20 protein-coding genes are annotated in these 17,769 nt (G+C 68.5%); 11 read left to right on the top strand and 9 right to left on the bottom strand.

The window, feature by feature from the left end; genetic code table 11:
* Positions 1 to 34: 34 nt before the first annotated feature.
* The 5 genes from erpA (at position 35) to M3667_RS00450 (ending at position 4,433) form a co-directional block, all read left to right on the top strand.
* A complete protein-coding gene (gene erpA, locus M3667_RS00470; protein WP_056227791.1) occupies positions 35 to 400 on the top strand; it encodes an iron-sulfur cluster insertion protein ErpA in 366 nt (121 codons plus the stop codon).
* Between the two features lie 165 nt (positions 401 to 565).
* Entirely contained in the window at positions 566 to 1,450 is an 885-nt protein-coding gene (gene coxB, locus M3667_RS00465; RefSeq protein WP_251503612.1) for a cytochrome c oxidase subunit II, read from the top strand.
* Between the two features lie 2 nt (positions 1,451 to 1,452).
* The gene (gene ctaD / locus M3667_RS00460) at positions 1,453 to 3,216 is read left to right on the top strand and encodes a cytochrome c oxidase subunit I (protein WP_251503609.1); all 1,764 of its coding nucleotides are present in this window, start codon (positions 1,453 to 1,455) and stop codon (positions 3,214 to 3,216) included.
* Positions 3,217 to 3,220: 4 nt separating this feature from the next.
* Positions 3,221 to 3,637 carry a cytochrome c oxidase subunit 4 gene (locus M3667_RS00455; protein ID WP_144827913.1) on the top strand — a complete coding sequence of 139 codons (417 nt, stop codon included), beginning with the start codon at positions 3,221 to 3,223 and terminating at the stop codon, positions 3,635 to 3,637.
* Between the two features lie 4 nt (positions 3,638 to 3,641).
* Positions 3,642 to 4,433: a protein phosphatase 2C domain-containing protein gene (locus M3667_RS00450; RefSeq protein ID WP_308196409.1), complete on the top strand. Its 792-nt coding sequence runs from the start codon at positions 3,642 to 3,644 to the stop codon at positions 4,431 to 4,433.
* Between the two features lie 44 nt (positions 4,434 to 4,477).
* On the opposite strand, the gene M3667_RS00445 is transcribed toward M3667_RS00450, so the two are convergent.
* From M3667_RS00445 to M3667_RS00420, 6 genes are all read right to left on the bottom strand, one after another.
* Positions 4,478 to 5,428: an alpha/beta fold hydrolase gene (locus tag M3667_RS00445; protein WP_251503603.1), complete on the bottom strand. Its 951-nt coding sequence runs from the start codon at positions 5,426 to 5,428 to the stop codon at positions 4,478 to 4,480.
* 38 nt (positions 5,429 to 5,466) lie between these two features.
* The gene (locus tag M3667_RS00440; protein ID WP_251503601.1) at positions 5,467 to 5,874 is read right to left on the bottom strand and encodes a rhodanese-like domain-containing protein; all 408 of its coding nucleotides are present in this window, start codon (positions 5,872 to 5,874) and stop codon (positions 5,467 to 5,469) included.
* 143 nt (positions 5,875 to 6,017) lie between these two features.
* Positions 6,018 to 7,862 carry a cytochrome bc complex cytochrome b subunit gene (locus M3667_RS00435; RefSeq protein ID WP_144827899.1) on the bottom strand — a complete coding sequence of 615 codons (1,845 nt, stop codon included), beginning with the start codon at positions 7,860 to 7,862 and terminating at the stop codon, positions 6,018 to 6,020.
* Positions 7,859 to 8,917, bottom strand: a complete 1,059-nt coding sequence (locus M3667_RS00430) for a ubiquinol-cytochrome c reductase iron-sulfur subunit (RefSeq protein WP_144827897.1) — start codon at positions 8,915 to 8,917, stop codon at positions 7,859 to 7,861. The genes M3667_RS00435 and M3667_RS00430 overlap by 4 nt, the downstream gene beginning before the upstream one ends.
* Positions 8,918 to 8,956: 39 nt before the next feature.
* Entirely contained in the window at positions 8,957 to 9,769 is an 813-nt protein-coding gene (locus M3667_RS00425; RefSeq protein ID WP_144827894.1) for a c-type cytochrome, read from the bottom strand.
* Positions 9,770 to 9,784: 15 nt separating this feature from the next.
* The gene (locus tag M3667_RS00420) at positions 9,785 to 10,420 is read right to left on the bottom strand and encodes a heme-copper oxidase subunit III (RefSeq protein WP_144827891.1); all 636 of its coding nucleotides are present in this window, start codon (positions 10,418 to 10,420) and stop codon (positions 9,785 to 9,787) included.
* Positions 10,421 to 10,601: 181 nt separating this feature from the next.
* On the opposite strand from M3667_RS00420, the gene trpD reads away from it, so the two are divergent.
* Positions 10,602 to 11,663, top strand: coding sequence for an anthranilate phosphoribosyltransferase (trpD, locus tag M3667_RS00415; RefSeq protein ID WP_251503598.1), 1,062 nt, complete (start codon positions 10,602 to 10,604; stop codon positions 11,661 to 11,663).
* 3 nt (positions 11,664 to 11,666) lie between these two features.
* Complete coding sequence (locus M3667_RS00410) at positions 11,667 to 12,659, top strand: PHP domain-containing protein (RefSeq protein WP_251503595.1); 993 nt, start codon at positions 11,667 to 11,669, stop codon at positions 12,657 to 12,659.
* Positions 12,660 to 12,662: 3 nt separating this feature from the next.
* Here the strand turns inward: M3667_RS00410 and M3667_RS00405 are convergent, their stop codons facing one another.
* Complete coding sequence (locus tag M3667_RS00405; protein ID WP_251503593.1) at positions 12,663 to 13,574, bottom strand: 5'-3' exonuclease; 912 nt, start codon at positions 13,572 to 13,574, stop codon at positions 12,663 to 12,665.
* 49 nt (positions 13,575 to 13,623) lie between these two features.
* Between M3667_RS00405 and M3667_RS00400 the strand changes: the two genes are divergently transcribed.
* The 4 genes from M3667_RS00400 to M3667_RS00385 all read left to right on the top strand — a co-directional run bounded on the left by M3667_RS00400 (position 13,624) and on the right by M3667_RS00385 (position 15,965).
* Positions 13,624 to 14,022, top strand: a complete 399-nt coding sequence (locus M3667_RS00400; protein WP_251503591.1) for a YchJ family protein — start codon at positions 13,624 to 13,626, stop codon at positions 14,020 to 14,022.
* 110 nt (positions 14,023 to 14,132) lie between these two features.
* Positions 14,133 to 14,516, top strand: coding sequence for a PPOX class F420-dependent oxidoreductase (locus tag M3667_RS00395; protein ID WP_144831687.1), 384 nt, complete (start codon positions 14,133 to 14,135; stop codon positions 14,514 to 14,516).
* A 1-nt stretch (position 14,517) separates the two neighbouring features.
* Positions 14,518 to 15,192 carry an SDR family oxidoreductase gene (locus M3667_RS00390; RefSeq protein ID WP_251503590.1) on the top strand — a complete coding sequence of 225 codons (675 nt, stop codon included), beginning with the start codon at positions 14,518 to 14,520 and terminating at the stop codon, positions 15,190 to 15,192.
* Positions 15,189 to 15,965, top strand: a complete 777-nt coding sequence (locus M3667_RS00385) for an isocitrate lyase/phosphoenolpyruvate mutase family protein (RefSeq protein WP_251503580.1) — start codon at positions 15,189 to 15,191, stop codon at positions 15,963 to 15,965. The genes M3667_RS00390 and M3667_RS00385 overlap by 4 nt, the downstream gene beginning before the upstream one ends.
* Positions 15,966 to 15,975: 10 nt before the next feature.
* Here the strand turns inward: M3667_RS00385 and M3667_RS00380 are convergent, their stop codons facing one another.
* Both M3667_RS00380 and M3667_RS00375 read right to left on the bottom strand, forming a co-directional pair.
* Positions 15,976 to 16,635 (bottom strand): LON peptidase substrate-binding domain-containing protein, encoded by a 660-nt coding sequence (locus M3667_RS00380; protein ID WP_251503577.1) that lies wholly within the window; start codon positions 16,633 to 16,635, stop codon positions 15,976 to 15,978.
* A 77-nt stretch (positions 16,636 to 16,712) separates the two neighbouring features.
* The gene (locus M3667_RS00375) at positions 16,713 to 17,768 is read right to left on the bottom strand and encodes an aromatic acid exporter family protein (RefSeq protein ID WP_251503574.1); all 1,056 of its coding nucleotides are present in this window, start codon (positions 17,766 to 17,768) and stop codon (positions 16,713 to 16,715) included.
* Position 17,769: the final 1 nt, after the last annotated feature.

Below are 17,769 nucleotides of genomic sequence, written 5' to 3'. Positions count from 1 at the left end.
GTCCCCGCGACCGATCAACCCGAAGGGCATCGCCATGACCGACACCACTCTGTCGTCCTCCGCCGAGACCCGCGAGCACGGCGTGGGCCTGACCGCGGCCGCCTCCGACAAGGTCAAGAGCCTTCTCTCCCAAGAGGGCCGCGACGACCTGCGCCTGCGCGTCGCCGTCCAGCCCGGCGGATGCTCCGGCCTCATCTACCAGCTCTACTTCGACGAGCGCTATCTCGACGGCGACAAGGTCGTCGACTTCGACGGCGTCGAGGTGATCGTCGACGACATGAGCGTTCCGTACCTCGACGGTGCGAACATCGACTTCAAGGACACGATCTCGGAGCAGGGGTTCACGATCGACAACCCCAACGCCCAGGGCTCCTGCGCCTGCGGCGACAGCTTCCACTGACTCCCGACGCCGTTCGACGGCGCCGACACGAGAGCCCCCGATTTCCTGGAATCTCCTCCGGAAATCGGGGGTTCTCGATGTCTCGGCACTGGACGAATGGCCTGAGAGTGGTGAGAGGTTGCTCTAGACTGTCAGAGCTACATCCACGACCCGGAAAGGTGCATTGTGCCCTCCAAACGTCGCCTTCGCTGGGCAGCGCTTCCCCTCGGAATCGCCTCCGTCGCCGCTCTCTCGGGCTGCACCACGACTCAGCTCCACGGCTTCCTGCCCGGCTTCGTCGATGACGGCACGCCTGCCACGAACCACACCGACATGGTCGCCGGTCTGTGGGTCAACTCCTGGATCGTCCTCCTCGCGGTCGGAGTCATCACGTGGGGCCTCATGCTGTGGTCGGTCATCGCGTACCGCCGCCGCAAGGGCCAGTCCGGTCTTCCGGTGCAGCTGCGCTACAACATGCCGGTCGAGATCTTCTACACGATCGTCCCGCTGATCCTCGTGGTCGGGTTCTTCGCGTTCACCGCGCGTGACCAGAACACGCTCGAGACGCAGTACGACGACCCCGACGTCTCCATCACCGCCTACGGCAAGCAGTGGGCGTGGGACTTCCAGTACAACGGCCAGCAGGAGGACAACTCCGACGCCGTGTACTCCATGGGTGTGCAGGCCAAGGCCACGTCCGACGGTTACGACCTCCAGGACGTGCCCACCCTCTACCTGCCGGTGAACAAGACGGTGAAGATCGACCTCCGCTCGCGCGACGTCATCCACTCCTTCTGGATCATCGACTTCCTCTACAAGAAAGACATGTACATCGGTCGTGACAACGAGTGGTCGTTCACGCCCACCCGTGAGGGCACGTACGAGGGCAAGTGCGCCGAGCTCTGCGGTGAATACCACTCCGCGATGCTCTTCAACGTGAAGGTCGTCAGCGACGACGAGTACGAGGCATACCTCGGCTCGCTCCGCAAGGCCGGCAACACGGGCGACATCAGCGACCTGACCCGTCTGCAGAACCTCACGACGACCGGTACCGCCGAAGGGAACGAGTGATCATGGCCACGACGCTTCCGCTCCAGGGGACAGGGCCCTCGCGCCCGACGACTCTCCCGCCGCGTCAAGCCGCTCTGCTGAGCACCTCGCGTGTCGAGCAGAAGGGCAACCTGGTCGTCAAGTGGATCACCTCCACCGACCACAAGACCATCGGGTACATGTACCTGATCGCCTCCGTCATCTTCTTCATGCTCGGTGGCGTCATGGCGCTGATCATCCGTGCGGAGCTCTTCGAGCCCGGCATGCAGATCATCCCGACCAAAGAGCAGTACAACCAGCTGTTCACGATGCACGGCACGATCATGCTGCTGATGTTCGCGACGCCGTTGTTCGCCGGCTTCGCCAACGCGCTGCTGCCGCTGCAGATCGGCGCGCCCGACGTCGCCTTCCCGCGTCTGAACGCCTTCGCCTTCTGGCTGTTCCTCTTCGGGTCCACGATCGCGGTGTCCGGCTTCCTCACCCCGCAGGGTGCGGCCGGCTTCGGCTGGTTCGCGTATCAGCCCCTCGCCAACGCGAGCTTCTCGCCGGGCGTCGGCGGAAACCTCTGGATGCTGGGTCTCGGCATCAGCGGTTTCGGCACGATCCTCGGTGCGGTCAACTTCATCACCACGATCCTGACGATGCGCGCCCCGGGCATGACCATGTGGCGCATGCCGATCTTCTCGTGGAACACGCTCATCACGAGCATCCTGATCCTGCTCGCGTTCCCCGTGCTGGCCGCAGCCATCTTCGCCGCCGCCGCCGACCGCGTGCTGGGCTCGCACATCTACAGCCCGGAGAACGGCGGCGTCCTGCTCTGGCAGCACCTGTTCTGGTTCTTCGGTCACCCCGAGGTGTACATCATCGCGCTGCCGTTCTTCGGCATCGTCTCCGAGATCTTCCCGGTGTTCAGCCGCAAGCCGATCTTCGGCTACAAGACCCTCGTCTACGCGACCATCGCCATCGCTGCGCTGTCGGTCGCGGTGTGGGCCCACCACATGTACGTCACGGGTGGAGTGCTCCTTCCGTTCTTCGCCCTGATGACGATGCTCATCGCGGTGCCGACCGGTGTGAAGATCTTCAACTGGATCGGAACCCTCTGGCGCGGTTCGGTGACGTTCGAGACCCCGATGGTGTTCGCCCTCGGCTTCCTCGTGTCGTTCGTCTTCGGTGGTCTGACCGGTGTCATCCTCGCGTCGCCTCCGCTCGACTTCCACCTCTCCGACTCCTACTTCGTCGTGGCGCACTTCCACTACGTGGTCTTCGGAACCGTCGTGTTCGCGATGTTCGCGGGCTTCTACTTCTGGTGGCCGAAGTGGACCGGCAAGATGCTCAACGAGCGTCTGGGCATGGTGCACTTCTGGATGCTGTTCATCGGCTTCCACATGACCTTCCTCATCCAGCACTGGCTGGGTGTCGACGGCATGGTCCGTCGCTACGCCGACTACGCGGCCGCCGATGGATGGACCTGGGAGAACCAGCTGTCCACGGTGGGCTCGATGATCCTCGGCGCCTCGATGATCCCGTTCCTGCTGAACGTCTGGATCACCGCCCGCAAGGCGCCCCGGGTGACGGTCGACGACCCGTGGGGCTACGGAGCCTCGCTCGAGTGGGCGACGTCGTGCCCGCCGCCGCGTCACAACTTCACCTCCATCCCGCGTATCCGCAGCGAGCGTCCCGCGTTCGACCTGAACCACCCCGAGGCCGGCATCCCGGTCGGTGTGGGTCCGGCCAAGGACGCACCCGACGCCCCCGTCGTGGATCACGCAGCCGGAGAGGTCAAGTAAGAACATGCGTACCAACGTCAACCTGTGGTGGATCCTCGCGGTCTTCGCCTTCCTCATCTCGGCCGTCTACACCGTCTGGAGCCTCATCCAGCACGGTGGGGTCGAGTGGGTCGGCACCGTCGCCCTGGCCTTCCTCGGCCTGATGTCGTCGATGATCGCGTTCTACATCGGCCGCGTGCACAAGTCGCAGCGCGGTGAGCTGCCCGAAGACCTGCTGACGGCCGACATCGACGACGGCGACCCCGAGATGGGCGAGTTCAGCCCGTGGTCGTGGTGGCCCATCATCCTCGCCGGTTCGGCTGCGATCGCGGTGATCGGCCTCGCGGTCGGCAGCTGGCTCGTGCCCGTGGGCTTCGTCGTGTTCGCGATCGCGATCGTCGGCTGGGTGTACGAGTACTACCGCGGGTACTTCGCGCGCTGATCCTGTGCCCATTCGGTTGAATGCGGCCGCCGTCTCCGACGCCGGCGCCCACCGTCCCACCAACCAGGACGCCGCTTTCGCGGCGTCCTGGGGTGCGGCGGTGGCAGATGGCGTGGGGGGAGGCCCCTCGGGAGACCTCGCCTCTGCCGCTCTCCTTCATCGGCTCGTCGCCACCAGCGGTGGTGGGATGGATGCCGATGGTCTGCTCGTCCGCATCCGTGAGGCGAACTGGGACATCCGCGCTCATGTGGAGCGCGATCCCGCCCTGCAGGGGATGGCGACCACCTTCACGGGGCTCTTCCTCAGCACGGGGGGCGAACTCCTTCTCGCGCACACGGGCGACTCGCGCGCCTATCTGCTGCGCGATGGGGACTTCACGCGCGAGACGCGTGACGACTCCTACGTGCAGGCTCTCGTCGACCACGGCATCATTCCGCCCGAGGCGGCGCAGGCGCACCCGCGTCGCAACATCATCACCGCCTCTCTCGGGGGTGCGGAGGGCGATGTCGTCTCGGTCGCCGAGCGTCCGCCAGTCGTAGGCGATCGGTGGGTGCTGTGTAGCGACGGTCTGACGGACTACGTCCCCGAGGCTGACGTCGCTCGGCTTGTCTCCGAAGCCGCGGATCCTCGCGCCGCTGCCGCGTCTGCGGTCGCTCTCGCCCTCGAGGCGGGCACCCGCGACAACGTCACCGTCGTGGTGTGCGACGTCGTCGACGACGACGAGCCGAGTGGGCTCGACCCGATCTTCTTCGGCTCAGCCGCGCGGTGGTTCGCCGAAGACGTCGAGACGGCGTGACGGACGCGGGCCCGGCCGTGCGTCGGTGACGACGTCGGTTTCGCTCACCGGTCGCCGCGCGCGAACGCGTCCATCGCCTCCTGGGTCAGTCCGGCGCTTCGAGGGCCTCCGTGGCCGTCTTCCTCGACGATCTCGAGCCTGCTCCCGGGCCACGCGCGGTGGAGCCGCCATGGTGTCTCGACGGGACCGCTGATGTCGCGGCGCCCGTGCACGAGGACGCCGGGGATGCCGGCGAGCTCGTGGGCGCGCGACAGCACCGACCGATCGCCGGGGAGGAAGCAGTCGTTGGCCCAATAGTGGGAGGTCAGAGTGGCGAAGTTCAGACGATGCCGGGCGTCGTCGTGCAACGGCCCTGGTGCGGCGAGAGGGCCGAGGGACATGTGCGCGACCTCCCAGGCGTCCCACCGTTCTGCGGCATCGCGGCGGACCTCCTCTCGCGGATCGGTCAGGAGCCGCGCGTACCCCTCGATGGTGCGCTCTCCCGGCTCGAGAGGTTCTCTGAGCGTCTCGTGCGCCTCGGGGAAGACCGGGGCGATGCCGTCGGTGATCCAGTCGATCTCCCACCGCCGGCCCGTGGTGACGGCGAGGTTGACGATCTCGCTGACGCGGTCGGGATGCTCGAGTGCGTACGCGAGCGCGAGCGTCGATCCCCACGACACCCCGTGCAGCAGCCATCGCTCGACGCCGAGGAAGGCGCGCACCGCCTCGAGGTCGTCGATGAGGTGCGTCATGGTCTGGAAGCGGAGTGTGGACAGGTCGTCGCTCGCCCATGGCGTGCTGAGTCCGCAGCCGCGCTGATCGATGCCGATGATCAGATGCAGCGCCGGGTCGAAGCGACGGCGATAGCCGCGCTTGCCGAGACCACCGCCCGGGCCGCCGTGGAGGTAGAGCGCCGGCCGTCCCTGCGGATTGCCCGACGTCTCCCAGTACAGACGAGCGCCGTCGGGGCGCTCGAGGTGACCTGAGGCGAACGGTTCGATCGGGGGATGCTGCATCCGGGACTCCTTCGCGACGCGTCCCGACAGCCTAACGATCAGGTGCGGACGACCATCACCGTGGGGTCGAAGACGCGGTCGCAGGGCCCTCGGTCGTTCTCGAACGGCTGACCTTCGCGCACCCAGTATTCGTAGCCGCCGATGATCTCCCGCACCTCGTAGCCCAGCTGGGCGAACGCGAGGGCACCCTTCACGCCCGCATTGCACCCCGGGCTCCAGCAGTACACGACCACCGGCATGTCGATCGGGATCTCGTCCGGTGCACGATCGGGGATGGAGCGGTACGGCATGTGCACGGCGCCGCTGATGCGCCCCTGCTGCCATGCGTCGTCGCCCCGGACGTCGATCAGCACGAAGCGCTCTCCGGCCTTCTGCGCGGCGTACACGTCGGAGGGGTCCGTCTCGTGGGCGAGTCGGGTGGAGAAGAACAGGGCGGCGTCTGACATGACCCTCACGCTAGACAGGGTTGCGAGGGGGAGCCACGACCCCGGATGCCACGAGCGCACCGATATCTGCCACTTCGCCCCTGCGCACCAACGACGAGACCCCGGTGCCGAAGCACCGGGGTCTCGTCATTCATGCGGAGTGATTACTCGCTCTTGTCGCCGGAGGGGCGGTTGCGCTCCTCGAGTCCCTTCGGAGCGGGGATCTCGACCTCGACACGCTCGCCGATGGCGTTGCGCGGACGGCCGTCCTCGTCGGCGCGAGCGTTCGCACCGGCGATCTCGTCGGCCTCTTCGTGATCGATGTGATCGAGCTCGTGGTGCTGGTGGGCGACCGCGGCGTCGAGCTCGGCCTGCGTGAGGGGAGCGAGACGGTCCTCGAAGAACCAACGCGACACCGAGGCGCGGAAGTTCTCGTGCCAGGGGATCTGACCCTGGTCGTTGGGACGCACGACCAGCGGCTCGTAGGTCTCGTTGTCCACGAGCTTCCATCGCTCGAACTCGTCGACCGGCTGGTGGACCTCGATGTACTCGCCACCGGGGAGGCGGACGATGCGACCCGACTCGTATCCGTGGAGAGCGATCTCGCGGTCCTTCTTCTGCAGCGCGATGCAGATGCGCTTGGTGACGAAGTACGCCAGGATCGGCCCGAGGATGAGCAGCGCCTGCAGGGCGTGGATGACGCCCTCCATCGTGAGGTGGAAGTGCGTGGCGATGATGTCCGACGAGGCGGCAGCCCACATGACGGCATAGAACGTGACGCCGGCCGCACCGATCGCGGTACGCGTCGCGGCGTTGCGCGGACGCTGAGCGATGTGGTGCTCGCGCTTGTCGCCCGTGACCCACGCCTCGATGAAGGGGTAGACCAGCACGAGGACGATGAACAGTCCGAGCACGCCGACCGGGATGATGATGTTCCACGAGAACGTGCGGTCCCAGAGAACGAACTCGAGGTGCGGCGGGATCAGGCGCAGCATGCCGTCGGCGAAGCCGATGTACCAGTCGGGCTGGGTACCGGCCGACACCGGAGACGGGTCGTAGGGACCGTAGTTCCAGATCGGGTTGATCGTCACGAGCGCGGCGATCAGGACGATGACACCGAACGTGATGAAGAAGAAGCCACCCATCTTGGAGGCGTACACCGGGAGGATCGGGTAGCCCACGACGTTGCTGTTCGTGCGGGCGGGCCCGGCGAACTGCGTGTGCTTGTTGATGATCATCAGCATGAGGTGCACGGCCAGCAGCGCCACGAGGATCGCGGGCAGCAGGAGGATGTGCAGCGTGTACAGACGACCGACGATCGCGGTGCCCGGGAACTCGCCACCGAAGAGGAGGAACGAGGTCCAGGTGCCGATGATCGGCAGACCCTTGATCATGCCGTCGATGATGCGGAGGCCGTTGCCCGACAGCAGGTCGTCGGGGAGCGAGTAGCCGGTGAAGCCCTCGGCCATCGCGAGGATGAAGAGGATGAAGCCGACCACCCAGTTGAGCTCGCGGGGCTTGCGGAACGCGCCGGTGAAGAACACGCGCAGCATGTGCACGCCGATGCCTGCGACGAACACGAGGGCCGCCCAGTGGTGGATCTGGCGCACGAGCAGACCGCCGCGCAGATCGAACGAGATGTGCAGCGCCGACTCCATGGCGGCCGACATCGCGATACCGCGCATGGGCTCGTACGCACCGTTGTAGTGCGTCTCGACCATGGAGGCCTGGAAGAAGAAGGTCAGGAACGTGCCCGAGAGGAGCACGACGACAAAGCTCCACAGCGCGATCTCGCCGAGCATGAACGACCAGTGGTCGGGGAAGATCTTGCGACCCAGCTCCTTGACCAGACCCGACATGCTCGTGCGCTCGTCGAGGTAGTTCGCGGCGGCACCGACGAACTTGCCGCCGAGCGGCTTGCCGTCACGGCCGGCGGGCGCCTGCGGCGGACCGGAGTAGACGGCCGGCTCGGTGACGACGTTTTCGGTGGGATGGGTACCGGTGCTCATGAGCGCTCCCAGAAGCTGGGGCCGACGGGCTCCTGGAAGTCACTCTGGGCGACGAGGTAACCCTCGGCGTCGACGGTGATGGGGAGCTGCGGCAAAGGACGGGCGGCCGGGCCGAAGATGACGGCCGCGCCGTTGGCGACGTCGAACTGCGACTGGTGGCAGGGGCACAGGAGGTGGTGGGTCTGCTGTTCGTACAGCGCCACGGGGCAACCGACGTGGGTGCAGACCTTCGAGTACGCGATGATGCCGTCGTACGACCAGTCCAGCTTGTTGGTCTCGGGATTGAGCTGCTCGGGCTGCATGCGCATGAGCAGGACGATCGCCTTGGCCTTCTCCTCGAGGTAGCCCTCGTCGTGGCCCAGGCCGGCGAGTTCTTCGGGGATGACGTGGAACGCGGAACCCAGGGTGACGTCGGCGGCGCGGATGGGACGACCGGAGGGGTCGTGGGCCAGGCGCATGCCCTGCTTCCACATGGTGTGGCTGAGCGCGGTCACCGGGTCGACGTCCTGCGGGGCGAGACCGCGGAACAGGGTGATGCCGGGGATGATCGACGCCGCGAGGGCGGCGAAGAGCGAGTTGCGGATGATCTCGCGACGGCCGAAGCCGGAGTCCTTCTCGGCCTCGACGAAGACGTTGACCGCGCCCTCGCGGACCTCGTCGCGACCACGCGTGCCGTGACGGTCTTCGATGAACTCCTTGTCGGACATGACCGACTTGCCCCAGTGGATGGTGCCGATGCCGATCGCGAGCAGCGCGAAGGCGATGCCGAGTCCGATGAAGAGGTTGTTGTACCGGATGTCGATCATCGACCCCGACTCGATCGGGAAGATCATGTAGGCGATGCTCGCCCAGATGCTCGCCGCGACCGAGATGTAGAACAGCGTGTAGACCGTGCGGACCGCGCGCTTCATCTCCTGCGGGTCTTTGTCCGTCATGCGCTGACGGTGGCCGGGGAGTCCCGGATTCGCCGCGGCGTCCGGAACCGCGACGGCGAGGCCCGAGCCGGGCTTCCAGGAAGCCCTCTCGTGCTCGAGTGCGTCGTCCTCGTGTGCCATGGTGCTCCTCGTGCGTTTACGTGATGTCGAAGACGACGGTCAGTTGGACTTCGCCGTGATCCAGACGGTGAGGGCGATGAGCGCCCCGATTCCGAAGATCCAGATGAACAGACCCTCCGACACCGGTCCGAGCGAGCCCAGGGCGTAGCCGCCGGGGGAGTCCGTCTTCTGGAGGTACATCAGGTACGAGATGACGTCGCGCTTGTCTTCGGGGGTGAGGTTGAGGTCGTTGAAGACGGGCATGTTCTGCGGGCCCGTGACCATTGCCGCGTAGATGTTGACCGGGGTCGTGCTGTGCAGGTCGGGGGCGTACTTGCCCTCGGTCAGTGCGCCGCCGGCGCCGGCGACGTTGTGGCACATGGCGCAGTTGATGCGGAACAGCTCCGCACCGTGCGACAGGTCGCCCTCGCCGTCGAGGAGTTCGTTCGACGGGTACGACGGACCGGGGGCCGCGGACTGCACGTAGGCGGCGATCGCGTTGGTCTGCTCTTCGGTGAATTGCACCGGCTTGACCGGAGCCTGCGGGCCCTGCGCCTGCAGGGGCATGCGGCCGGTCGACACCTGGAAGTGCACCGACAGCTCGCCGACGCCGAAGAGCGAGGGACCCTGGTCGCTGCCCTGCAGGTCGAGACCGTGACAGGTGGCGCAGTTGGCCTGGAACAGCTTCTGGCCCTCTTCGACCGCCGTCGCCGAGTTGGCTTCGCTGACGGGGGTGTCGGAGGTGGCGGCCATCGCGGCCGATGCGCCGGCGTAGACGCCTCCGGTGAGGAGGAGTCCGATTCCGATCAGCGCGGCGGCGGCCAGGGGGCTACGACGCCCGGACGCCCGACGAGTCTTCTTCTCGCGTGCCATGTGATTACAGCTCTCTTACTTGAGGAAGTAGATGACGAAGAACAGGGCGATCCAGACGACGTCGACGAAGTGCCAGTAGTACGACACGACGATCGAGGTGGTCATCTCTTTGCGCCCGAAGTTCTTCACGGCGTACGCGCGGCCGATCACGAGAAGGAAGGCGATGAGGCCACCCGTCACGTGCAGGGCGTGGAAGCCGGTGGTGAGATAGAAGGCAGATGCGTAGGGGTTGGCGCTGATGGGCATGCCCTCGGCAACCAGCGTCGCGTACTCCCACACCTGACCCGACACGAACACCGCGCCGAGGATGAAGGTGAGGTAGAACCACTCGACCATGCCCCACTTGAGGATGCCGGCCCGCGCACCGGTGCGGTACGGCTGGTACCGCTCGGCGGCGAACACGCCCATCTGGCACGTGACCGAGGACAGCACGAGGATGATCGTGTTGACGGTCGCGAAGGGGACGTTGAGCAGCTGCGTCTCGTCAGCCCACAGGGAGGCCGAGGTGCTGCGCAGGGTGAAGTAGATCGCGAACAGGCCGGCGAAGAACATGACCTCGCTGCCCAGCCACACGATGGTGCCAACGGCGACCGGGTCGGGTCGCTTCACGGCACGCACGGCCTGGGAATACGTCGCTGAGGTCGTCACCATCCCATTATGCGCGATCCTGCGACGGGATATTCCCATCTCCAACTTGAGATATTCCATCGTCGAGACTTAGGGAAGCCCCAGAATCTGCGGATAATCCCCGGTGCGACGGGTGTTCCGCGGCGACCGTCCGCGGCGCCCGCACGCGACACGCGAGGACAGGTCGCTGTGAAAGGATTGCCGCATGGCGGAACGCTTCACCTGGCCCGATCTTCTCGCCTCGCTGCTCGCCGGCGACGACCTCAGCGTGTCGGAGTCCACGTGGGCGATGCGCGAGGTCATGGCGGGGCGCGCGACGCCCTCTCAACTGGCCGGATTCCTCATGGCGCTGCGCGCCAAGGGCGAGACCGTCGAGGAGATCGTCGGCTTCCGCGACGCCATCCTCGAGGCGGCGGTGCCCCTCCCCGTCCGCGCGGACGTGCTCGACATCGTCGGTACCGGTGGGGACCGCTACGGCACCGTCAACATCTCGACGATGGCGGCGGTGGTGGCCGCGGCATCCGGAGTCCCCGTCGTCAAGCACGGCAATCGCGCCGCGAGCTCGGCATCCGGATCATCCGACGTGCTGTCGTCGTTGGGCATCGCGCTGACGCTGTCGCCCGAGAAGGTCGCCGAGATCCTCGACCGCACGGGCATCACCTTCGCCTTCGCCTCCGCGTTCCACCCCGGCTTCCGCCACGCGGCCGCCACGCGGTCGGAGCTCGGTGTGCCGACGGTCTTCAACTTCCTCGGCCCGCTGTGCAACCCCGCACGCGCCGAAGCGAACGCCGTCGGCGTCGCGCACCTCGACCGCGTCCCGCTGATCACGGGCGTGTTCCGCACCCGCGGCGCGACCGCACTGGTGTTCCGCGGCGATGACGGTCTCGACGAGCTGACCACCACCGGCCACAGCCGCGTGTGGGAGATCAGCCGCGGCGACGTGCACGAGCACGACCTCGATCCGCGCGACCTCGGCCTTCCTCTCGCCGACATGGACGACCTCCTGGGCGGGACGCCCGACCACAACGCCACCGTCGTGCGCCGCGTGCTCGGCGGCGAGTCGGGTCCCGTTCGCGACATCGTGCTGTTGAACGCGGCGGCGGGACTGGTCTCGTTCCGGCTGTTCCGCGACGCGACCCAGGTGCAGCGCCCCATCCTCGAGCGACTGGCCGAGGCGATGGCCGACGCCGCCGCCGCGATCGACGACGGGCGCGCCGAGGCCAAGCTCGACGCGTGGGTCGACACGTCCAAGGCTCTGGCGGAGTAGATCGTGAACCCGCTCGACGCCCTCACCGAGATCGCGTATCTGCTCGAGCGGGAGAGGTCGTCGCGGTACAAGAGCAAGGCGTTCCGTACCGCCGCCTCCGCGATCGAGGGACTCAGCGATGCCGAACTGCGCGATCCCGCCCTGCGACGCCGCGCGGGCATCGGCGATTCGACGTACGCGGTGATCACCCAGGCCCTCGCGGGTGAGGTGCCCGAGCGTCTCGCGACGCTCCGCGCCGAGGCGGCGCCCGTCGGCGGGGCCGAGCTGCGCGCCCTTTTGCGGGGCGACCTGCACAGCCACAGCGACTGGTCGGACGGGCTCACCCCGATCGAGGCGATGGTCGACGCCGCCCGTGGGCTGGGGCACGAGTACCTCGCCCTCACCGACCACTCGCCCCGCCTGACGGTGGCGAACGGGCTGTCGCCCGAACGCCTGCGGGCGCAGATGGACATCGTGCGCGGTCACCGCGGCGACGGCTTCACGCTGCTGACGGGCATCGAGGTCGACGTCCTCGACGACGGCGCGCTCGACCAGGAGGACGAGCTGCTGCACGCGCTCGATGTGGTCGTGGCATCCGCCCATTCGAAACTGCGCATGGACCGCGCTCCCATGACGAAGCGTCTGGTGGCGGCGGCGGGGGATGCGCGGGTCGACGTGCTCGGACACGTCACCGGTCGACTGGTCGAGGGAGCGCGGGGCACGCGCCCTCCGTCGGAGTTCGACGCGGCGGCCGTGTTCGCCGCGTGCGCGGAGTCGGGCGTCGCGGTCGAGATCAACTCGCGACCCGAGCGGCAGGATCCGCCCGACGAGCTGCTGGCGATGGCGATCGAGGCCGGGTGCCTGTTCTCCATCGATTCCGACGCGCACGCGCCCGGACAGCTCTCACTGCTCGATCACGGCGCCGCACGGGCGGAGGCGCTCGGGGTTCCGGTCGACCGGATCGTCACGACGTGGCCGCTCGAGAAGCTGAGGGAGTGGCTCGAGCGCACCCGCTGAGACTCAGCGCGGCAGCGCGGCGAGCACGCGGGTCATCGACGACCCGAGGTTCCAGGTGTCGGCGAGAGCCATCGCCGCGTCGTGGTCGACAGGACGCAGCCGATCGTCGAAAGGGGCGAGGTCGAGATCGCGCGCGACGCGCACGACCGTCGGCGCGACATCGAGGTAGTCGGAGGCGGCGAGGATCTTCGCGCGCTGGGCGGGCGTGCCGGCACTGCCGTCGGCGGCGGCCGCGCGGATGCCGTCGAGGGTCTCGCAGGCCGCGAGCAGCGACGCCGCGGACTTCTCGCCGATGCCGGCGACACCGGGCAGTCCGTCAGAGGGGTCGCCACGCAGAGCCGCGAAATCGGCGTACTGCGCGGCGTGCACCCCGTACTTGGAGACGACGGCCGCATCGTCGACGATCTCGAGGTTGCTCATGCCGCGCGCCGTGTACACGACGCGGATGCCGCGGTCGTCGTCGACGAGCTGGAACAGGTCGCGGTCGCCCGTGACGATGTCGACCGGCACGTCGGCGCGGGTCGCGAGGGTGCCGATCACGTCGTCGGCCTCGTGGTCGCTCGCCCCCGAGATCGGGATGCCGAGCACCTCGAGCGCCGCACGGATGACCGGCAGCTGCGCCTCGAGCGGGTCGGGCACCTCTTCGACGTCGGGGCCGGACGCGACCGCCTCGACGACGCGGTGCGCCTTGTAACTCGGCAGGAGGTCGACCCGCCACGCGGGACGCCAGTCGTCGTCCCAGCACGCGACGAGGCGCGTGGGCTCGTAGGTGGTGACGAGCTTGGCGATCATGTCGAGCAGACCCCGCGCCGCATTGACCGAGGTGCCGTCGGGGGCCTTCACCTTGTCGGGCACCCCGTAGAAGGCGCGGAAGTACAGCGACGCGGTGTCGAGGAGCATGAGGCGGTCGGTCACACCCCCGATCCTGGCACGGGGGTCCGACACCGCGACCTAGAGTGGCGGGATGTCTTTCGGCTCGGCATCCGTCCGCCCCTCCGCCACCGACGCGTGCCCCTGCGGCGAGGGGGAGTTCGGGACGCACTGCGGCCCGCTCCTCGACGGAGAACCGGCGCCCGGGGCCGAGCGGTTGATGCGGTCGCGCTACACCGCCTTCGCGATCGGCGATGCGGCCCACCTCGCGCGCTCATGGCATCCGCGCACCCGTCCCGACGAGATCGAGGTCGGCGACGGCACCCAGTGGATCGGCCTCGACATCGTGTCGGCGGTGGAGGGGGCGGATGCCGCGGAGGTCAGCTTCCGCGCGCGCTGGCGGCACGGGAGCGAGGCCGGCGAACTGCGCGAGCGCAGCCGCTTCGTGCGTCGAGCGGGCCGGTGGGTCTACGTCGACGGCGACGTCGCGTAGGCCGACGTCCGGACGGCGGACGAGGTTCGCAGGGCGACGCGTCAAGCCCGAACGGGCGTGTCGGAGGTCCGGCGTACGGTCGTGAGCGGATCCTCGGCGAAAGGACACGCATGATCCCCGACGCGCACCGCGACCTGCTCGAGAACCCGAACTACGGCAGCCTCGGCACCGTCCGTCCCGACGGAACGGTGCAGGTGAATCCGATGTGGTTCGACTTCGACGGCGAGCACCTGCTGTTCACGCACACGACCACGCGGCAGAAGTTCCGCAACCTGCAGCAGAACCCCTCGATGAGCCTCATGGTCTTCGACCCGGCGCAGCCCTACCGCTACATCGAGGTGCGCGGTCGGCTCGTCGAGGCCGAACCCGATCCGACGGGCGCGTTCTACGTGCACCTCGGAAAGCGCTACGGCAACGCGGAACAGGAGGCGCCACCAGACAGCGCCGACCGCGTGATCCTGAAGATGTCGATCGAGAAAGTCGGAGGACAGTGACATGGAACGAATCGTGATCATCGGCGGCCACGGCAAGGTGGCCCTGCACCTGGCTCGGCTGCTGGCGGACCGCGGAGACGAGGCCACCTCGGTCATCCGCACGCCCGAGCAGAAGGACGACATCGAGCAGGCGGGCGGCACGCCCCTCGTGCTCGACGTCGAGAGCGCCGACGTCGACCGGATGGCCGAGGCGTTCGCCGGCGCCGACGCGATCGTGTGGTCGGCCGGAGCGGGCGGCGGCAGCGCCGAGCGCACGTACGCGGTCGACCGCGACGCCGCGCAGCGGGCCGTCGACGCCGCCGCGCAGGCGGGCGTGCGGCGCTTCGTCATGGTGTCGTGGATCGGTTCGACCCCCGACCACGGCATCGACCCCGAGGACTCGTTCTTCGCCTACGCCGACGCGAAGCTGGCGGCCGACGACCACCTGCGCGCGAGCGAGCTCGACTGGACCATCCTCGGCCCCGGCACGCTGACGCTCGACCCGCCGACCGGTCGCATCACCACGGCTCCGCAGGGCAAGGGCGAGGTGTCGCGCGCCGACGTCGCCGCCGTCGCCGCCGCGGTGCTGATCCAGCCCGCGACGATCGGTCGCTTCATCCGCTTCGGTGCGGGCGACACGCTGATCGCCGAAGCCATCGTCGACGACGACACGCGCACGACAGGAGACCACGCATGACCGCCCTCAGCGATAAGGCCCAGGCCTTCGCCCAGTTGCACACCGCACCCGAGATCCTCCGGGTCGTCAACATCTGGGACGTCGTGTCGGCCACCGCCGTCGCGGCGCTGCCCGAGACCAGGGCGCTCGCCACGGCCGGCCACTCGATCGCCGCGACCTTCGGCTACGAGGACGGCGAGAACATCCCCCTCGACGTCATGCTCGATATGGTCGGCCGCATCGTCGCCGCCGTCGACGTACCCGTCACGGCCGACCTCGACTCGGGCTTCGGAAACCCCGGCGAGACCACGCGGCGCGCGATCGGCGTGGGAGTCGTCGGCGCGAACGTCGAGGACCGCGTCAAGCCCCTGGCCGAGGCCGTCGCGGCCGTCGAATCGGTCATCGCGGCCGGTGAGGCCGAGGGTGTGCCGTTCGTGCTGAACGCGCGCACCGACGTGTTCCTCAAGGGTGCCGATCGGCCCCTCGACGACAAGGTGGCGGATGCCGTCGAGCGCGGCCGCGCCTTCCTCGCGGCGGGCGCCACCTCGGTGTTCGTCCCGGGGCTGCTCGACGCCGAGACGACGCGACGCCTCGTGGAGGGCATCGGAGAGCGCCGGCTCAGTGTGATCGGTGTGCCCGGGGCGCTCACGGCCGCGGAGTACGAGGCTCTCGGCGTCGCCCGCATCTCGTACGGCCCGCAGACCCAGCGCGTGGCGCTGACCGCTCTGCAGGACCTCGCGATCGACCTGTACGGCGACGGCGTGATCCCCTCGTCGGTGCGCGCGCTGAACTAAGCCCGGACGGTCAGTCCTCGTCCCCGGGGGTGGGGTCGTCGTCGGTGACGACGATCACGCCGTCGGGGACGGGGTCGCCGAGCAGCGGCTCGGCGGCGAGGGTCAGATCGATCGTCGCGCGCAAGAGTCCTCCGAGCGTCTTCGATCGCAGCAGCTCCATCTGATCGAGCTCGCCGAGCGGGGCGATCGCGGCCACCTGCCACGCGCGCGGCAGCGGCTCTTCGGCGAGTTCGACCTCGGGGTCCCACCGCGTGCCGCCGAACTGCTGGGCCTTGCCGAGCACGCGGCGCACGATGCGTTCGGCCTCATCGAGCAGAGGGGAAAGAGCGTCGTTCCACTCGAGGTCGGGCAGGGCACGGACGTCGGCGCGGGGATAGGGCGCGTCGTCGAGCCACTCGACGATCTCGAAGCGCTTCGTTCCGTGCGCGAGGACCTGCATCTGGTCGGCGAGGGGCACGACCTGACTGAGCTGAGCCATCGTGCCCAGAGCGAAGCGCTGATCGCCGCCGCCCGTCTCGGTCCCGCGTTCGATGAGCACGACGCCGAACGAGGGGTCGGTCTCGTCGAGCAGACGACCGAGCATCACGAGATAGCGCTCCTCGAAAATCCGCAGAGCCAGGGGCGTGTGCGGGAAGAGGACGGCGCCGAGGGGGAACATCGCGGTACCCATGCGCTCAGTCAACCAGCGCGGGGCGCGGCGCGGGCCGCGTGCGGCGAATCCACAGCGCCACGGTGATGCCGACGCAATCAGTCCGCGGCGTCGCGCAGCGTCTCGTGCACGCGGTGCAGGTCCATCAGCAACGATCCGACGAGCACCCAGTGCGCGGTCGAGGGGGTTTGGATCTGCAGGGGCCGGGTCAGTGCCGGCTCCTCCTCGACGAGGCGTTCGGGGCCGGCATCCACCGCGAAAGCGAGACGCACGTCGTGGGCGGCGCGGTGCAGTTGCTCGGCGATGGCGCGCACCGCGGGTTCGTCGGCGATCGTGGCCTCGTAGCCGTCGTAGACGGCGCGGGTCATACCGATCGTCTGCGTCACGACGGGCGAGAAGCGTTCGAGCAGGTCGCGCATCTCGACGAGGTCGCTGCGGTGCCGTCCGCTGCGGGGGTTGAGGGCCAGCGAATCGGTCGCATCGCCGATCGCCCCGGCCGCGGCGTCGCGCACGGGGCGGAGCAGGCGGGCTTCGAGCAGCAGCCCCTCGAGCGAGGCGGGCGTCTGCGGGGTCTCGAGGGCCGCGGCGAGACGCTCGAGCGCCTCGGCCAGTTCACGGCCGAGCACCTGCACCTTCTCACGCGCGCTCGGAACCAGCACGGGCGGCACGAGCACGGCGTTGACGACGATGCCGATCGCCGCGCCGATGAGGGTCTCGAGCACGCGGTCGAGCGCGTAGTTGGGGGTCGCGGTGCCCAGGGCGAGCACCAGCAGAGCGCTGATCGCGATCTGGTTGGTCGCACCGGGCGAGATGCGCGCCGCCCACGCGACGACGAGCGCGACGCCGGCCGACAGCAGCGCGACCCACGGTTGCGACCCGAAGGCCAGGCCGAGCAGGGCCGCGATGACCACGCCGACGATGACTCCGACGCTGCGTTCCACGGCGCGTGTGAACGACTGGTTGATGCTCGGCTGCACGACGAGCAGAGCGGCGATGGCGGCGAAGATGGGCGGCGGCCCCTGCACGAGCCACCCGGCGATCAGCCACGCCGCGACGATCGCGATGGCCGACTTGGTCACCTGCAGCAGCGGGACGCGCCGGGGTGCGCGGACGGTGAGCGAGTCGCGCATGGCGCGCGTCGACGGCAGGCGCACG

Origin of the sequence: Microbacterium sp. P26 (assembly GCF_023712585.1) — a bacterium.
In the GTDB taxonomy this organism is placed as follows: domain Bacteria; phylum Actinomycetota; class Actinomycetes; order Actinomycetales; family Microbacteriaceae; genus Microbacterium; species Microbacterium algihabitans_A.
This window is presented reverse-complemented; position numbering and strand designations above follow the sequence as displayed.